Below are 16,226 nucleotides of genomic sequence, written 5' to 3'. Positions count from 1 at the left end.
GCTACCTCAACCCTTCTTGGCCGACTTCGCTTGACGGCGTGCGGCCTCACGGCGCTCGCGCCTGCTCGGCGCGGCGTGCCGCGCGTTGCCGTTGCCGCCGTTAGCGCCTTGGCGCTGCACCTCAGCAGAGCCGTCTTCGGAGGGGCCGGTATAGGTCAGCTGCGGCGCCTGGTCGTCGATTCCCTTGGCGTGCAACGCCGGAGCCGGCTGGCGCTCCTTGGTCGCGACGCCACCCTGCTGCGCCTTCGCCGCAGCCTCGGCGGCGAATTCGGCCAGTCCCGTCGGCGCGGCGACCGGTGCCACCTGTGCCGCGGGTGCGGCGGGCACCGCTTCGACGGTGACGTTGAACAGGAAGCCGACGGCCTCCTCCTTCATCGCGTCGAGCATGCCGTTGAACATGTCGAAGCCCTCGCGCTGGTACTCGACCACCGGATCCTTCTGCGCGACGGCACGCAGGTTGATGCCCTCCTTGAGGTAGTCCATCTCGTAGAGGTGCTCGCGCCACTTGCGGTCGATGACGTTGAGCAGCACATTGCGCTCGAGCTGTCGCATCGCGCCCTCGCCTGCGATCTCCTCCAGCTGCTTCTCCCGCTCGTCGTATGCCCGCTCGGCGTCGGAGATCAGCGCGTCGAGCAGCTCCTCACGCGTCAGCTCGCCCGGTTCGCCGATCGCATCGGAGTCGACGAGGTCGTGGTGATCGATGCTGACGGGGTACAGCTGCTTCAGCGCCGTCCACAGCGTCTCGAGGTCCCAGTCCTCGGAGTAACCGTCGGCGGTGGCGCCGTTCACATAGGCGCTGACGACGTCGACGATCATCCCGTGCGCCTGCTCCTTGAGGTTCTCGCCCTCCAGGATGCGCAGGCGCTCGGCGTAGATGACCTTGCGCTGCTGGTTCATCACCTCGTCGTACTTCAGCACGTATTTGCGGATCTCGAAGTTCTGCTGCTCGACCTGCGTCTGAGCGCTCTTGATGGCCCGGCTGACCATCTTGGCCTCGATCGGCACGTCGTCGGGCAGGCTCAGCCGGGTCAGCAGCGACTCGAGCGCAGCGCCGTTGAACCGCCTCATCAGCTCGTCGGCCAGCGACAGGTAGAACCGCGACTCGCCGGGGTCACCCTGACGGCCCGACCGGCCGCGCAACTGGTTGTCGATGCGGCGCGACTCGTGGCGCTCGGTGCCCAGCACGTAGAGGCCGCCCGCGTCGATGACCTCTTCGGCCTCCGCCGCGGCTTCGTCCTTCACCTGCAGGCGCAGCTCGTGCCACGCGGCGTCGTACTCGTCGGCGGTCTCGACCGGGTCGAGTCCCTGCTCCCGCAGCCGCTTGTCGGTGAGGAAGTCGACGTTGCCGCCGAGCACGATGTCGGTGCCGCGGCCGGCCATGTTGGTGGCAACGGTGATCACGCCCCGCCTGCCGGCCTCGGCGATGATGCCGGCCTCCTGCTCGTGGTACTTCGCGTTGAGCACGTTGTGCGGAATCCGCCGCTTCTGGAACTGCCGCGACAGGTATTCCGAACGCTCCACGCTGGTGGTGCCGATCAGCACCGGCTGGCCCTTCTCGTAGCGCTCGGCGACGTCGTCGACGACCGCGATGTACTTGGCCTCTTCGGTCTTGTAGATCAGGTCGGATTGGTCGGCGCGGATCATCGGCTTGTTGGTCGGGATGGATACCACGCCCAGCTTGTAGATCTCGTGCAGCTCGGCCGCCTCGGTCTGGGCGGTGCCGGTCATGCCTGCGAGCTTGTCGTAGAGCCGGAAGTAGTTCTGCAGCGTGATGGTGGCCAGCGTCTGGTTCTCGGCCTTGATCTCGACCTTTTCCTTGGCCTCGATGGCCTGGTGCATGCCCTCGTTGTAGCGGCGGCCGAGGAGCACACGGCCGGTGAACTCGTCGACGATCAGCACCTCGCCATCGCGCACGATGTAGTCCTTGTCGCGCATGAACAGCTCTTTGGCCTTGATGGCGTTGTTGAGGTAGCTGACCAGCGGCGAGTTGGCGGCCTCGTAGAGGTTGTCGATGCCGATCTGGTCCTCGACGAACTCGACGCCGAGCTCGCTGACACCGATGGTGCGCTTGCGGATGTCGACCTCGTAGTGCTTGTCCTTCTCCATCAGCGGGGCCAGCCGGGCGAACTCGGAGTACCAGTTCGACGATCCGTCGGCGGGACCGGAGATGATCAGCGGCGTGCGGGCTTCGTCGATCAGGATGGAGTCGACCTCGTCGACGATGCCGAACGCGTGCCCGCGCTGCACCATCTCCTCGGACGAGTGCGCCATGTTGTCGCGCAGGTAGTCGAATCCGAACTCGTTGTTGGTGCCGTAGGTGATGTCGGCGTTGTAGGCGACGCGACGCTGGTCGGGCGTCATCTGGGCGAGGATGACGCCGACCTCGAGGCCGAGGAGGCGGTGCACCCGGCCCATCCACTCGCTGTCGCGTTTGGCCAGGTAGTCGTTGACGGTGATGACGTGCACGCCCTTGCCGGACAGTGCGTTGAGGTAGGCGGGCAGCACACAGGTCAGCGTCTTGCCCTCGCCGGTCTTCATCTCGGCGACGTTGCCGAAGTGCAGGGCGGCTCCGCCCATCACCTGCACGTCGTAGGGCCGCTGGTCGAGCACGCGCCATGCCGCCTCGCGGGCCACGGCGAATGCCTCCGGCATCAGGTCGTCGAGATCTTCGCCGTCGGCGTACCGCTTCTTGAACTCGTCGGTCTTGGCGCGCAGTTCGGCGTCGGAGAGCTTTTCGACGTCGTCGGACAAGGTGTTGACATAGTCAGACACCCGCTTGAGGCGCTTGACCATGCGGCCTTCGCCGAAACGCAGCAACTTATCGAGCACGCTAGTTTCCCCTAGTGGGTTGATGTATCCCGTCGCGTATTAGTCGGGGTCCATCCTAGGCGACACGCCGAAGTGGCCGGTTATTTGCACCTCAGGCCAGCCGAATCAGGTTTCCGGCTCAGGCGAGCCGAATCAGACGTCCGGCTCAGGCGAGCCGAATCAGACCGTAGTCGTAGGCGTGCCTGCGATACACCACACACGGCCTGTCGCTCTGCTTGTCGTGGAACAGGAAGAAGTCGTGGCCGACCAGTTCCATCTCGTAGAGCGCATCGTCGACGGTCATCGGCTTGGCCGGGTGTTCCTTGGTGCGCACGATCTGACCGGGCTCGTGGATCTCGACGCCGTCGTGCGGCGCAGCGTCGTCGGCGGCGGACGGGTCGAACGCTTCGGACGCCGCGACCTTGGTGGCCTCGGCCAGTGACACCGGGGTCTTGTCGCCGTAGTGAACCTTGCGGCGGTCCTTGCTCCGGCGCAGCCGGCTCTCGAGTTTGCAGACTGCCGACTCGAGGGCGGCGTAGAAACTGTCCGCGCAGGCCTCGCCCCGCACGACCGGTCCGCGACCCCGCGCGGTGATCTCTACGTGCTGGCAGTTCTTGCGTTGGCGCCGATTGCGTTCGTGGTCGAGTTCGACATCGAAGAGGTAGATGCTGCGGTCCAACCGCTCGAGGCGGGCGAGTTTCTCTGAGACGTAGATGCGGAAGTGCTCGGGGATCTCTACGTTGCGGCCCTTGACGACGACCTCGGCGCTCGGCGCGGGCGCGGGGCTCCCGTCTTCAACGATCATCGAGCGGTCTGATTCCATGGAACGGGTTGACATGCTTGGCGACTCGTTTCTCTTTCGCGTCACACGCGCACTGCGTGCCTACCTGGCAGGAGTTGCACCGACGGGGCACGCGTTATGTCGCCGCTCACCGGTACAAGGTGTCGAATACTCACCTCCTACCGCCGGGCGATGGTTGGCGCTTCGGGTCCTGCGCCGCCGTGAGGCGTTCACGGATGTTGGCCCCAACGTAGTCCGTGTTCACCTACTAGTGCCAGTAATTTCGCCCACCTGTTTTCAGTTCGTCACGCCGGTTTGATCTGCCAGAAATGGGCCTCGTCGTCAGGGGCTGTGATCAGGCGTTCGCCAACGCGAGCACGGCGACCACGCGGGTCCCGGATGTTTGCAGGACACGTACCGACTCGGAGGCGGTCGCGCCCGTGGTGACGATGTCGTCGACGACCAACACCTCGCCCGCCATCCCGTCCAACGACCCCATCAACCGGACCCGGCCCGCGACGTTCTTCTGCCGTGCGGCGCTGGACAGCCCCACCGAGTCGCGAACCAGCGCCGTCATCCGAAGCGCGCGGACGACCGTGACATCGCGACGCTCGCAGGTGGCAGCGAGAGCGATCCGGGTGACGGGGTCGCCGCCGCGCCTGCGGGCGGCGCGGCGGCGGGTGGGTGCGGGCACCACGGTCAGCGGCGCGTCGAGCACACCCCAGGTCATCAGTTGACGCAGCCCGTCGTTCAGCACGGAGGCCAGCGGGCGGATCAGATCGGCGCGACCGTGTTCCTTGACGGCCACGATGGCGTTGCGGCGAGTGCCCGCGTACCGGCCCAGCGAGAACACGGGCGCGCCGGGGTGCACCCGGGGCGTGATGAGGTGCGGCTCGTCGGGGCGGACCCGCAGTTGGCGCGCGCAGGCGTCGCACCACCGGGTCGATGGCGCACCGCAGCCGCCGCATTCCAGCGGCAGAACCAGGTCGAGCACGCCGCCAGTGTCGCGGCGCGCGGTGACATCCCTACAGTTTCGCCAGCGTCACCTCTGCGGCGACGAGGTCCTGGGCGCCTATCCCGACGAATGTGGCGATGGTGATGTCGTCATCCGATGTGCGTCCAGCGGTCCGGCCCGAGATCACTTCGCCGAGTTCGCCGGCGACCTCCTCGATTGAATAGCGGCCTGAGCGGATCGCTCGGTGAACGTCGCCGTTGGCCTCGGTACGCCTTGTCAACAGGATGCTCGGTCGGCCGGTGTTCGCCGACTTCTGCGTCATGGCTGCCCGAACCCGAGGCATCGCAGCCACCACGCAGATTTCGCCGGCTCCTCGTCTGGGTACTCCCTGTGAATGACCGATAGAGAGGCCGAGATCGTCGACTGCCTGCAGCAGTCCTTCGCCGACCTGATGAAGGCCGATCCCGATGCGTTCCGCACCAAGTTCCGCAAGATGGCCGCCGACCCGTTCGCGTTCTACCGCGGCAGCGCCTGCGTGTTCTACGCCGATATCGCCAACCGCGAAGACCGGTGGGCGGACGAACGGACCGGGCGCGTCTGGATCCAGGGTGATCTACATACGGAGAACTTCGGCACCTACATGGACGGCGAGGGAAGGCTGATCTTCGACGTCAACGACTTCGACGAGGCCTTCGTGGGGCACTTCACCTGGGACCTGCAGCGATTCGCCGCGAGTGTCGCCCTGATGTGCTGGCAGAAGGCGCTGTCGGACAACGTGATTCGTGATTTGATCACGACGTTCGTCCGGTCCTACCTCGATCAGGTGCGGTGGTTCCGTCAGACCGACGACGACTCGACCTTCTCATTGAACCTCGACACCGCCCGCGGTGCGGTGCTCGTCGCGCTGCAGGACGCACGGCTGTCCACCCGCTCCGCGATGCTCGACCGGATCACCCATCTCGACGGGTCGGACCGCCGGTTCCGGGAGACCTCGGGCGTGCGGCGGCTCGACAAGGCCGAGTACCGGAAGGTCAACACCGCATTCGAGGCCTATCAGGAGACGATCCCGAAGTCGAAGAGGTTCCGCGAAGTCGCCTACGACGTCAAGGACATCGTCGGCAGGACCGGTTTCGGGATCGGCAGCGCGGGCCTGCCGAGCTACAACGTGCTCATCGAGGGTTTCAACCAAGCCCTCGACAACGACATCGTGCTCTCGATGAAACAGGGCAACGTCGCCGCGCCGAGCCGCGTCGTCGACGACAGGGAAGTGCACGATTACTTCAAGCATCACGGGCACCGAACCGCTGTATCGCAGCGGGCACTGCAGGCACACGCCGACCCGCTGCTCGGCTACACCGAGATCGACGGAGCCGGTTTCGTCGTAGCCGAGCTGTCGCCCTACGAGTCCGATCTGGACTGGAGCGAGCTGACCGAGCCCGACGAGCTGGCCGAGGTGATCGAGCAACTCGGCCGTGCAGTCGCCAAGGTGCACTGCGTCGGTGACGCCGACAGCGACCAGGAACTGGTGAGCTTCCAGACCGAAGACGCAATCGACGACCTGATCGACGGCCGCGACGACGAGTTCATCGGCGACATCGTCGAATTCGGCCTCGACTACGCCAAGACCGTGCGCGAGGACCACCGGCACTTCGTCGAGGGGTTCCGCGAGGGCCGCATTCGGGGCGTCAGCTCGACCTGAACGCCGATAATTCGATACCGAACATCGCGTGTGACACATCTTGCTGGCGCTGCGCCCCTGCGACGGCGATTCTGGAGTAATGGCAGAAGAGGTACCCGTGGCCTCGGCGATCATGGTCAACGGCCGTGAGCAGGAGATCTGTACCGAACCCGACACCGCGCTGCTCTACGTGCTGCGTAACCACCTCGGCCTGAAGGGCACCCGGTTCGGCTGCGGGCTTGGCGTCTGTGGCGCCTGCCTCGTGCTGGTCGACGGACACCCCGCCTTCGCGTGTGACACCCCGATGTGGTCGGTCGACGGCAAGGATGTGACGACCGTCGAAGGTCTCGGCGCCGACGGCGAACCGCATGCGGTCGCCCGTTCGATCGTCGCGCACCAAGCCGCGCAGTGCGGCTACTGCATGTCCGGGATCGTCGTACGCGCCGCGCATCTGCTCGCCGAGAACCCGGACCCGTCCGAGGCCGACGTGCGTGCCGCTCTCGATGACAACCTTTGCCGCTGCGGCTCCCACAACCGCGTGGTCCGCGCCGTGTTATCGGCCGCGGCCCAGATGCGCGGTGGCGCAACGTGACCGCAGACATGGCGCTACCGCCCACGCTCGCGGCCAACCCGCGCCTCGGTGACTGGCTGCGGATCGGATCCGACGGCACCGTTGAGGTGCACTCCGGCAAGGTCGAGCTCGGTCAGGGCATTCTCACCGCGCTGGCACAAATGGTCGCCGAGGAACTCGACATCGACGTAGGCCGGATCCGGATGACCGCGACGGCAACAGGTCTCAGTCCGGACGAGGGGATGACGGCGGGCAGCCTGTCCATCCAGCAGTCAGGCGCCGCGCTGCGTGAGGTCTGCGCAGAGGCGCGCGACCTCTACCTCGCGATCGCCGCGGACAAGCTTGCGGTCCCCAAGGAGGACCTGGCCGTCGACGACGGTCGGATCACCGGTCGCGACGGCACGGCGACCAGTTACTGGGAGCTGTCCGACGAATCGGTGCTGGACCGGCCTGCCAGCGGTGGCGCCAAACCGAAACCGGAGTCGGACTACCACGTCGTGGGCACCGATGTGGCACGAATCGACTTGCCGGACAAGCTTTTCGGGCGACCACGTTACGTGCACGATCTGGCGTTCGACGGCATGCTGTACGGCCGGGTGGTGCGGCCACAGTCGCGAGGCGCGATGCTCACCGCACTCGACGAAAGACCCGCTCTTGCGCTGCCGGGGGTCGTCACCGTGGTGCGCGACGGCGACTTCCTCGCCGTGATCGCCGAGCGCGAGGAGGCCGCGCTGCGGGCGGCGGACAGGCTGAGCTCCGACGCCGTCTGGGAGCAGAAGCCCTCTCTGCCGGACGAAGACGACCTCCCGCGGTTCCTGACCGAGGTGCCCACGGATACCACGGTGGTCGCCGACGGTCCGCGATCAGCCGACGCGGCGCAGTGGTCGTTGTCGGCCACCTACCATCGTCCGTTCATCGCACACGGGTCGATCGCACCGTCCAGTGCGGTCGCGTTGGCACGCGACAGCGAAATGGAGATCTGGTCGCACAGCCAGGGTGTGCACATTCTTGCGCGGGAGATCGCGCGCGAGTTGGGAATGCGCCCAGAGCAACTGGTGGTCCGCCACGTCGAGGGTGCCGGGTGTTACGGGCACAACGGGGCCGACGACGCCGCGATGGACGCGGCACTGCTGGCACTTGCCGTGCCGGGCAGGCACGTCCAGGTGGTGTGGTCGCGCGCCGACGAACTGTCGTGGGCGCCGCTGGGGACGGCGGGCGTCGTCCGGATCGCGGCAGGCACCGCAAGCGACGGGACCGTGTCGTCCTGGCGGCACGAGATCTGGAGCGGCACCTTCATCAGCCGCCCCGGCATGACGCCGCCGCCGGCATTCCTTGCCACCAGCCTGCGCGACCGCACGGCAATCCACTCCAATGCCGAACCTCCGCTCGAGCGCGGCGGTGGCACTCGCCGCAACGCCGTTCCCGGGTACGACTTTCCGTCCTACGAAGTCATCAACCATCTGATACCTGCGATGCCATTGCGGACGTCGGCGCTGAGATCCCTCGGCGCGCACCTCAACATCTTCGCTGCGGAATCGTTCATGGACGAACTCGCTGCCGAGGCCGGCGTCGACCCCATCGAATACCGGCTCGCGCATCTGTCCGACCCACGCGGCCGCGCCGTGCTGGAAGCCGTTGCCCGGAGCTCGAATTGGGGCAAGCACACGCGGTCAGACTCGATCGGTCACGGCGTCGGCTACGCGCGGTACAAGAATTCGAGTGCCTATTGCGCCGTCATCGCAGAGGTGGAAGCCGTCGAGCAGGTACGCGTGCGCCGGCTGGCGATCGCCGTCGACGCCGGCCTCGTCATCAGCCCCGACGGTGCAACCAACCAGATCGAGGGTGGCGCGATCCAGGCCACCAGCTGGACGGTCAAGGAGCGCGTCCGGTTCGACCGGTACAACGTCACGAGCGACAGCTGGGAGACCTATCCGATCCTGCGATTCTCCGAGGTGCCCGCCGTCGACGTCGAACTCATGCCCGGCGATGGTCACCAACCGCTTGGCGTCGGTGAATGCGCGCAGGGGCCGACGACTGCGGCCATCGCCAACGCGCTCTGCGACGCGATCGGTGTTCGCGTCCGATCGCTACCCCTCACCCCGGATCAGATCGTCGCGGCGATACGGGACTGATCGCGGGTCACGCCAGGACGATCGAATCGCCCTGCACTGATATGTCCTTGCTTTCCAGCGGATCGGTCGCCGGACCATTGGCGACCGTGCCGTCCAGGTTGAACTTGCTCCCGTGGCAGGGGCAGTCGATCGTGCCGTCGGCCACCTTGTTCACCGCGCATCCTTTGTGCGTGCATTTGCTCGAGAAGGCCTTGAACTGGCCGGCGGCCGGCTGGGTAACGACGACGTCGCCGACGATCACGCCGGAGCCGACTGGCACGTCGGCGGTCTTGGCGATCGCGTCGCCGCCTGGCGCGGCTGTCATTGCCGGGGCGGAGTCCGCGCTGCTGGTCGCCGGTTCGGCGGCCGCCGGCGGCTTCTCCTCCGTTTTCGAGCAGGCCGCCAGTGCGCTGGCGGCCATCACGACGCCTGCGCCGCGAATGACCTGCTGCCGCGGCAACTGAACATCGTCAAGAATCATGCTGGAACCTTTCGGTAGTGCTGGGCTGTGGGGATAGCAAAAGCCAACCAAGACGGTTTGTCTGGACAACGGGGAAACCCGGCCTTTAGTTCATCAGACGAGGGTCAGCCGGGAAGAACGGGTATCGCGCCCGGCGTCATCAGCGGGCGGACCTCCAGCCACCGGGGATCGTTCTCGACCGCCGAACCGGAGAGCTGCAGAATGCCGCGGGCATCGGCAACGTACGCCGTCGACGGGTTCGCCGCGACGATTCCCACCGGCATCAGCAGATTGCGGCTCGGGCCATCGGAGTTCACCCCGTCGAGGTTGACGTAGGACACCGGGTGCTGTGGATCGGTGCGGCTGACCACGATGTCGTCGCCCGTGCGCCAGGACAGCGACACCACCGTGTTCTTCAGGCCGAAGCCCAGCCGGCGGGGATAGGTCAGCGCGTAGCCGCCGCCCGCGGTCTGGTCGACGCTCGCCAGGATCACCTGGCCCTCGATCACCATCGCGGCGCGGGTGCCGTCGCGGGACAATTGCAGCTCGGCGATCGGGCCGGGAAACCGGGTGGACACGGCCGTGGAATCGACGGGTATGCGCCCCGACTGTCCCGATGCGTCCTGGACGGTGCGTACGACGTTGTTGCCGTCCACCACCACCCACACGGCGTCATCGAGCGACCAGGTGGGCCTCGATAGGCTGCGACCGTCCATCGCCTGCAACGGATTTCCCCCTATCGGGCCGACCCACAGCGATGACGCCGCCTCCGGAGCACCGGCGTTCAGCGTCACAACGGAGGCCGCCTCCTGCCCGCTTCGCGACACGGCAGCCCCGGTCTGGTTCGGTGTCGCACCGAACGGACCCGGCACCAGCGGTGCCCGCTGACCGTCCAGCGCCACCAGCGACCCGTTGACCAAGGCATGCAATCCCGCGGCGGCACCGTCGGCCGCACCGGGATCGGTGGCGGCCACATCGGAGGTCTGCCACCCCTCGGCGAACCGGTCGTCAAGCGCGGCTCCGTCGGCGTTGATGACATACGGGCCGTTGATACCGGCGCGGGAGAGCGTCCAAATCACCTGCGCGGCCAGCAGTTGACGGCTGTGCGGGTCGGTGGTGGACAGGCTCTCCAGGTCGATGCGCGCACCGCCGTAACCACGGCCGACGCCCATCTTGCCGCCGTCGGCGCGGGTCACCGGACCGCGGAGGCGCAGCGGCGGGCCGAGCAGATTGCGCACGGTGTTCGCCATCTCCGGACGGGGGCCCGCAACCAGCTTGGTGATCAATTCGGTGGCCAGTTGACCGGGATCGGACACCGCGACGTAGCGGGGATCGGGCACGACGGTCTTGCCCGTCGGGTCGGCGAAGTACAGCGTGTTGCGCTTGTAGGTCTCCTGAAACTGTTGCCAGTCGAGGAAAACCCCGTTCGGCAGCCGATTGATGCGCCAGCCGCCGGACGTCTTCACCAACTCGATCGGGCCGGGGTCGGGCAGCGCGCCCTCCCCCGTCTCGAATACGCCCATGTCGGAAAGCGATCCGAGGATGTCGGCCCGCATGGTGACCGAAACCCGGTCGGGCCCGCGCGTTTCGACGAAGACGACGCGGTCGATCAGCATTGCGCTGCCCGCGTCGTCCCAGCCGTTGGATGCCGACTCGGTGAGGAACTGCCGGGCGGCCAGGTGCCGGTTGGACGGATCGGCGGTGGCCTTGAGGAACTCCCGCAGTAAGACATCGGGGTCCATGCCGGGTGTCGGCTTGGGCAGGCTCGGCGGCGCCGGACGGTCGACGGTCCCGATCGCCTGCGGCGCCGACGAACTGGGCACTCCCGCGCATCCGGCCAACACCATCGCGCACGCCGAAACGACGGCCAACAAGCGCTTCACACGCTTTCTCCCGCCGGTTGCCGCTCCTTCGCCGAACGCCGCGATTTACCGTCGCGCCCAACGGGTTTCAACGGTAGCGGGCTCGTCGTCACTTTGTGGCCGCGAACCAGCGGCAGGGTGAGCCGGAAACAGGCGCCCTTACCGGGCTCGCCCCACGCCTCCAGCCTGCCCTGGTGCAGCCGCGCGTCTTCGATGCTGATGGCGAGGCCGAGCCCGGTGCCGCCCGAGCGGCGGACCCGCGACGGGTCGGACCGCCAGAACCTGCTGAACACCAGCTTCTCCTCACCCGGCCGCAGCCCGACGCCGTAGTCGCGGACCGTGACTGCGACCGTGTCTTCGTCGACGCCCATCCTGATCCGGACGGGTTTGCGCTCGGCGTGGTCGATGGCGTTGGCGATGAGGTTGCGAAGGATGCGCTCCACCCGGCGCGGGTCGACCTCGGCGATGACCTCCTCGGCGGGCATGTCTTCGATCAGGTCGACGCGGGCGTCCTCGGCGAGGTGTCCGACGTTGTCCAGCGCGCTGTGCACGGTGGCGCGCAGGTCGACCGGTTCGACGGAAAGCTCCGCGACGCCCGCGTCGTGCCGGGAGATCTCGAGAAGGTCGCTGAGCAGCATCTCAAAGCGGTCGAGCTCGTTGACCATCAGCTCGGTCGAGCGCCGCAGCGCCGGGTCGAGATCCTCGCTGTGGTCGTGGATCAGGTCGGCGGCCATCCGCACCGTGGTCAGCGGGGTACGCAACTCGTGGCTGACGTCGGAGGTGAAGCGGCGCTGTAGGTTGCCGAACTCCTCGAGCTGGGTGATCTGCCGCGACAGGCTTTCGGCCATGTCGTTGAACGACACGGCTAGGCGTGCCATGTCGTCCTCGCCGCGCACCGGCATCCGCTCGGTGAGATGGCCTTCGGCGAAACGTTCGGCGATCCGCGAAGCCGACCGCACCGGCAATACGATCTGGCGGGCGACGATCAGCGCGATGGCGGCGAGCATGAGCAGCAGCACCACACCTCCGGTGGCCATCGTTCCGCGCACCAGGGCAATCGTGGATTCCTCGTTGTTCAGCGGGAAGACGAGGTACAGCTCGAGGTTGGTGACCGGGGACGACGTCGGGGTGCCGATGATCAGCGCGGGCCCGGAGAAGCCGTCGGTGTGCCCCGTCGCGTACTGATAGCTGACCTGGCCGGCCTTCACGAAGTCGCGCAGGGCGGTGGGGATCTGCGCGACGGGTCCCGCCGCGGTCGCGGCACGCGGTCCGTCACCGGGGACGACGAGCACCGCGTCGAAGGCGCCCGCCAGACCCGCGCCCGCGTCCGCCTTGCGGTCGATCAGTGTGTTGCGCGCCAACTGCAGGCTGCTGTCCAGCGACCGGGTCTCCTCGCCGCCGACGATGCCGCTGACGGTGTTGCGGGCCCGTTCGATCTCCTCGGTGGCCGCGCGGACCTTCACCTCGAGGATGCGGTCGGTGATCTGGCTGGTCAGGACGAAGCCGAGCACCAGGATCACGGCGAGCGACAAGCCAAGGGTCAGCGAAACCACCCGCAGTTGCAGGGAGCGACGCCACGCCAGTCCCAAAGCTCGACCAAGCGCACCCAGTCCGCGTACCAGTGGTGCAGAACGCCGGTGAATGCGCCGCCTCGAGCCGAAGATCACGAAGACCGCCGGGCGGTCGAGGTCACGACCGCGGCTGAGCCGCGCAAAGTCACGACCGCGGCTGAGCCGCGAGAACTCACGGAGGTCCGGCCTTGTATCCCACTCCTCGAACAGTCAGCACGACTTGCGGGTTCTCAGGATCCTTCTCGACCTTGGCCCGCAAACGTTGGACATGCACGTTCACCAAACGGGTGTCGGCGGGGTGCCGGTAACCCCACACCTGTTCGAGAAGCACATCACGAGTAAACACCTGCCGCGGTTTGCGTGCCAGCGCCACCAGCAGGTCGAACTCCAGCGGTGTGAGCGAAATCTGCTCGCCCTGCCGGGTCACCTTGTGAGCAGGCACATCGATGTCGACGTCCGCGATGGACAGCATCTCCGCGGGCTCGTCCTCGTTGCGGCGCAGCCGGGCCCGCACGCGTGCCACGAGCTCCTTGGGCTTGAAAGGCTTCATCACGTAGTCGTCGGCGCCCGACTCCAGGCCGAGGACCACGTCGACCGTGTCGGTCTTGGCGGTCAGCATCACGATCGGAACGCCGGAGTCTGCGCGCAGCACGCGACACACGTCGATTCCGTTCATGCCGGGCAACATCAGATCCAGAAGGACCAGATCCGGCCGCAACTCACGCACGGCGGTGAGCGCCTGGGTGCCATCGCCGATGACTGCGGTGTCGAACCCTTCACCGCGGAGCACGATCGTCAGCATCTCGGCGAGCGAAGGGTCGTCGTCGACAACCAGAATCCTTTGCCTCATGGTGTCCATGGTGACACCAAAAAGCGATAAATCGCTGATAGCAACGCCGCGAGTCGGTTATTGACCCAGTTGGAGGGCTAGCGAGGCGCCGTCAGTGGCGGGCCCGGCCACCAACCACCGGCCGCCCCAATCGCCTGCGGCCAGCTCCGAGTAGACCGCGCCGGTGCGCCGCTGCAGACCGTCGTCGCGTTCATAGGCGTCCTTGGCCCGGTCGGCTTCGGTGTTGGCGCGGTGGTCGGCACGCTCGGCGGCCAGCTCGGTGGGCACATCGAGCAGCACCTGCCAGTCCGGGGCAGGCAGCCGCAGCCGTCGGTACTCGAGCTCACGCACCCAGGCCACCGCGTCGCCGTGGGCGTCCTGGTGCAGACGCGCCGCGCTGTAGGCGGCGTTGGACGCGACGTAGCGGTCGAGGATCAGCACGCCGTATTCGGTACGCAGGAGTTCGATCTCGTCGCGCGCACCGGCACGGTCCAGCGCGAACAGCACGGCCATCGCATACACCGAACTCGACAGGTCGCCGTGCTCGCCGTGTAGTGCCTCGGCAGCCAGGTCGGCCGGTACCGAATGGCCGTAGCGGGGAAACGACAGGCTGGCGACGGTCTTGCCGTTCGCCTCGAACGCCGCCCGCAAGCCCTGCGTCAGCGTGCGCTTGCCCGCACCGTCGAGACCTTCGATTGCGATCAGCACGCCGGCGAGCCTAACCCTCCCGTTTTCTTGGGGTTTCCTGCGAGACCGCTTGTGATCGGCGCAATGGGACACAGCGTGCTCAAAACTAAGGGGATGAAGCTGCTCGTGTGCACGACGTTGGCCAGTGCGGCGTTGTTCGCGGCGCCACTGGCGCATGCCGACGAAGATCCGAACGCAAACCCGCCGAACTGCAGCGCCGCCGATCTGGAATTCGCGCGGGCAGGCGTGCACCAGGCGACGGCCGACTATCTGTTCAGCCACCCCGACGTGAACAACTTCTTCAACACGTTGGAGGGCCTGCCGCAAGATCAGGCGAGCCCGAAGGTGGCGGCTTACATGAAGGCGCATCCGCAGACGCAGAAAGACTTGACCGGCATCCGTCAACCGCTGACCGACATCAAGAACCGCTGCGGTAATCCGGCTCCTCCACCACCCCCGGGCTAGAACTCACCGCAGTTCGGCGTCGTCGGCACGCCGTTGAACCGGTCGGCGACCCAACCCATGGCCCGCTCGCCGTCGACGAGCATCGGCAGCGCGTGGTTGATGATCGCCTTGTTGAGGAACGGCGGCTCCTCATTGGTCCAGAACTGCACGTCGGCGCCCTGGGCACACCAGTCGCGGCCGAGTTGATTGGCTGCCGTCCACGGCACCAACGGGTCGTAGCGATTGCTCAGAATCATCACCGGCGCATTGGGTTTGAAACGGCCGAGCTTCTGTTCGTCGAACAGGCTGGAAAACGGCTCCTCGTTCACGAGCTGGTTGATGTCTTCGTTGAAGTACGGCTGCAGGTGGCGGAACATGAATTTCGCGATCGTCTCGGCGACGCACTGATCGGCCACTTTGAACAGCATGTCCTCGCCGCGAGGGGTCAACGTCGCGCGGATCTCGTCGGCGTGCTCGGGGTAGGCGGTTATCACCGAGTTGAGCGCATAGCCGACCGCGCCGACGAGGATGCTGCCGTCGGCGTAGGGAAACAGCTCTTTGAGATCGGCGGTCGGCGCACCGGCATAGGTGCCGACGACCTTCAGCTCCGGCGCGTACGACGACGCGAGCTCGGCGGCCGACGCCGCCGCCCCGCCTCCTTGCGAGTAGCCCCAGAACGCAATGGGCCCTTGGGGATTCAGCGAAGTGCCGGGCATCTTCTTGGCCGCCCGGGCCGCGTCGAGCATCGCATCGCCCTGCGGTACACGGCCGACGTAGGTATGCAGCCCTGGGGTGCCCAGGCCCTGGTAGTCCGTCATCACGATCGCGAATCCACGGGCCACCATCGTGGAGACGAACAACTCCTCGTAGTTGAACGCGAGGTCCAGATACGGCCGCCAGTGGATGCCCTGGTTGAACTGTCGCGACGGCGCGCACTGGTCGCCCTGCCCCTGCGTGCCGGGGCCGTACACGATCAGCGGCCGCGGACCGCCGCCCGGCCAATCGTTGTACGGCTCGAAGTAGGTACCGGTGACCGCCATCGGATGGCCGTGAACATCGGTGCTGCGGTACATGATTCGGGTCGCGTCGGCCATGATCATGCCCAGCTGGCCGGACGGCTCGAGCACCAGCCGAGACGGCTCCGTGCGGATCAGGTCACCCGGCGCACCGGGCGGCAACGGGTCCGGCGGGGTGTAGAACGCCTGATACTCGTCTTCGTTGAAGTACGGATCGTGCGCGTCGTTGGTCGGATCGTCGTCGGCGAAGACCGGTGGCGCGATGCCAATGGATCCGATCAACATCAGCGCAAGCAGAACCCCCACGACTCCCCGACCCACGCTTCGGAACTTAGCGTCGATTCTGCGCACAGATCGCGATTTCCATCCCAAAGTCAATCGGTTAATGCAACATCGCTAGGCGGCTTCCTCGAGCAGGGCGGCTAGTCGTTGGGCGGGGGTGTCGAGATCGAG

14 protein-coding genes are annotated in these 16,226 nt (G+C 66.7%); 4 read left to right on the top strand and 10 right to left on the bottom strand.

Going from position 1 to position 16,226, the window contains the following annotated elements:
- Positions 1-6: 6 nt before the first annotated feature.
- The 4 genes from secA to QOC76_RS29575 all read right to left on the bottom strand — a co-directional run bounded on the left by secA (position 7) and on the right by QOC76_RS29575 (position 4,866).
- On the bottom strand, positions 7-2,829 hold the full coding sequence (secA, locus tag QOC76_RS29590) for a preprotein translocase subunit SecA (RefSeq protein ID WP_526363286.1): 2,823 nt from the start codon (positions 2,827-2,829) through the stop codon (positions 7-9).
- 145 nt (positions 2,830-2,974) lie between these two features.
- Positions 2,975-3,613 (bottom strand): ribosome hibernation-promoting factor, HPF/YfiA family, encoded by a 639-nt coding sequence (gene hpf, locus QOC76_RS29585; protein WP_526363372.1) that lies wholly within the window; start codon positions 3,611-3,613, stop codon positions 2,975-2,977.
- A 331-nt stretch (positions 3,614-3,944) separates the two neighbouring features.
- A complete protein-coding gene (locus QOC76_RS29580) occupies positions 3,945-4,583 on the bottom strand; it encodes a ComF family protein (protein ID WP_526363284.1) in 639 nt (212 codons plus the stop codon).
- A 31-nt stretch (positions 4,584-4,614) separates the two neighbouring features.
- Positions 4,615-4,866 carry a hypothetical protein gene (locus QOC76_RS29575; RefSeq protein ID WP_526363282.1) on the bottom strand — a complete coding sequence of 84 codons (252 nt, stop codon included), beginning with the start codon at positions 4,864-4,866 and terminating at the stop codon, positions 4,615-4,617.
- 72 nt (positions 4,867-4,938) lie between these two features.
- Here QOC76_RS29575 and QOC76_RS29570 point away from each other — a divergent pair, with 72 nt between their 5' ends.
- The 3 genes from QOC76_RS29570 to QOC76_RS29560 all read left to right on the top strand — a co-directional run bounded on the left by QOC76_RS29570 (position 4,939) and on the right by QOC76_RS29560 (position 8,925).
- A complete protein-coding gene (locus tag QOC76_RS29570) occupies positions 4,939-6,243 on the top strand; it encodes a DUF2252 domain-containing protein (RefSeq protein WP_526363280.1) in 1,305 nt (434 codons plus the stop codon).
- A 79-nt stretch (positions 6,244-6,322) separates the two neighbouring features.
- The gene (locus QOC76_RS29565) at positions 6,323-6,814 is read left to right on the top strand and encodes a (2Fe-2S)-binding protein (RefSeq protein WP_526363278.1); all 492 of its coding nucleotides are present in this window, start codon (positions 6,323-6,325) and stop codon (positions 6,812-6,814) included.
- The gene (locus QOC76_RS29560; RefSeq protein WP_526363276.1) at positions 6,811-8,925 is read left to right on the top strand and encodes a xanthine dehydrogenase family protein molybdopterin-binding subunit; all 2,115 of its coding nucleotides are present in this window, start codon (positions 6,811-6,813) and stop codon (positions 8,923-8,925) included. The genes QOC76_RS29565 and QOC76_RS29560 overlap by 4 nt, the downstream gene beginning before the upstream one ends.
- Positions 8,926-8,932: 7 nt before the next feature.
- On the opposite strand, the gene QOC76_RS29555 is transcribed toward QOC76_RS29560, so the two are convergent.
- From QOC76_RS29555 to QOC76_RS29535, 5 genes are all read right to left on the bottom strand, one after another.
- Positions 8,933-9,385 (bottom strand): QcrA and Rieske domain-containing protein, encoded by a 453-nt coding sequence (locus tag QOC76_RS29555; RefSeq protein WP_526363274.1) that lies wholly within the window; start codon positions 9,383-9,385, stop codon positions 8,933-8,935.
- A gap of 104 nt (positions 9,386-9,489) precedes the next feature.
- Entirely contained in the window at positions 9,490-11,247 is a 1,758-nt protein-coding gene (gene lpqB, locus QOC76_RS29550; protein WP_526363272.1) for an MtrAB system accessory lipoprotein LpqB, read from the bottom strand.
- Positions 11,244-12,893, bottom strand: a complete 1,650-nt coding sequence (mtrB, locus tag QOC76_RS29545; protein WP_526363270.1) for an MtrAB system histidine kinase MtrB — start codon at positions 12,891-12,893, stop codon at positions 11,244-11,246. Before mtrB ends, lpqB begins: the two co-directional genes overlap by 4 nt.
- 76 nt (positions 12,894-12,969) lie before the next feature.
- Positions 12,970-13,656, bottom strand: coding sequence for a two-component system response regulator MtrA (mtrA, locus tag QOC76_RS29540; RefSeq protein ID WP_040540373.1), 687 nt, complete (start codon positions 13,654-13,656; stop codon positions 12,970-12,972).
- 48 nt (positions 13,657-13,704) lie between these two features.
- A complete protein-coding gene (locus QOC76_RS29535; RefSeq protein WP_526363268.1) occupies positions 13,705-14,334 on the bottom strand; it encodes a dTMP kinase in 630 nt (209 codons plus the stop codon).
- Between the two features lie 93 nt (positions 14,335-14,427).
- Here QOC76_RS29535 and QOC76_RS29530 point away from each other — a divergent pair, with 93 nt between their 5' ends.
- On the top strand, positions 14,428-14,778 hold the full coding sequence (locus QOC76_RS29530; protein WP_526363266.1) for a hemophore-related protein: 351 nt from the start codon (positions 14,428-14,430) through the stop codon (positions 14,776-14,778).
- On the opposite strand, the gene QOC76_RS29525 is transcribed toward QOC76_RS29530, so the two are convergent.
- Positions 14,775-16,094, bottom strand: a complete 1,320-nt coding sequence (locus QOC76_RS29525; protein ID WP_526363264.1) for a lipase family protein — start codon at positions 16,092-16,094, stop codon at positions 14,775-14,777. The two genes, QOC76_RS29530 and QOC76_RS29525, sit on opposite strands and share 4 nt — an antisense overlap.
- Positions 16,095-16,226 lie beyond the last annotated feature (132 nt).

Origin of the sequence: Mycobacterium sp. (assembly GCF_032159565.1) — a bacterium.
In the GTDB taxonomy this organism is placed as follows: Bacteria; Actinomycetota; Actinomycetes; order Mycobacteriales; family Mycobacteriaceae; genus Mycobacterium.
This window is presented reverse-complemented; position numbering and strand designations above follow the sequence as displayed.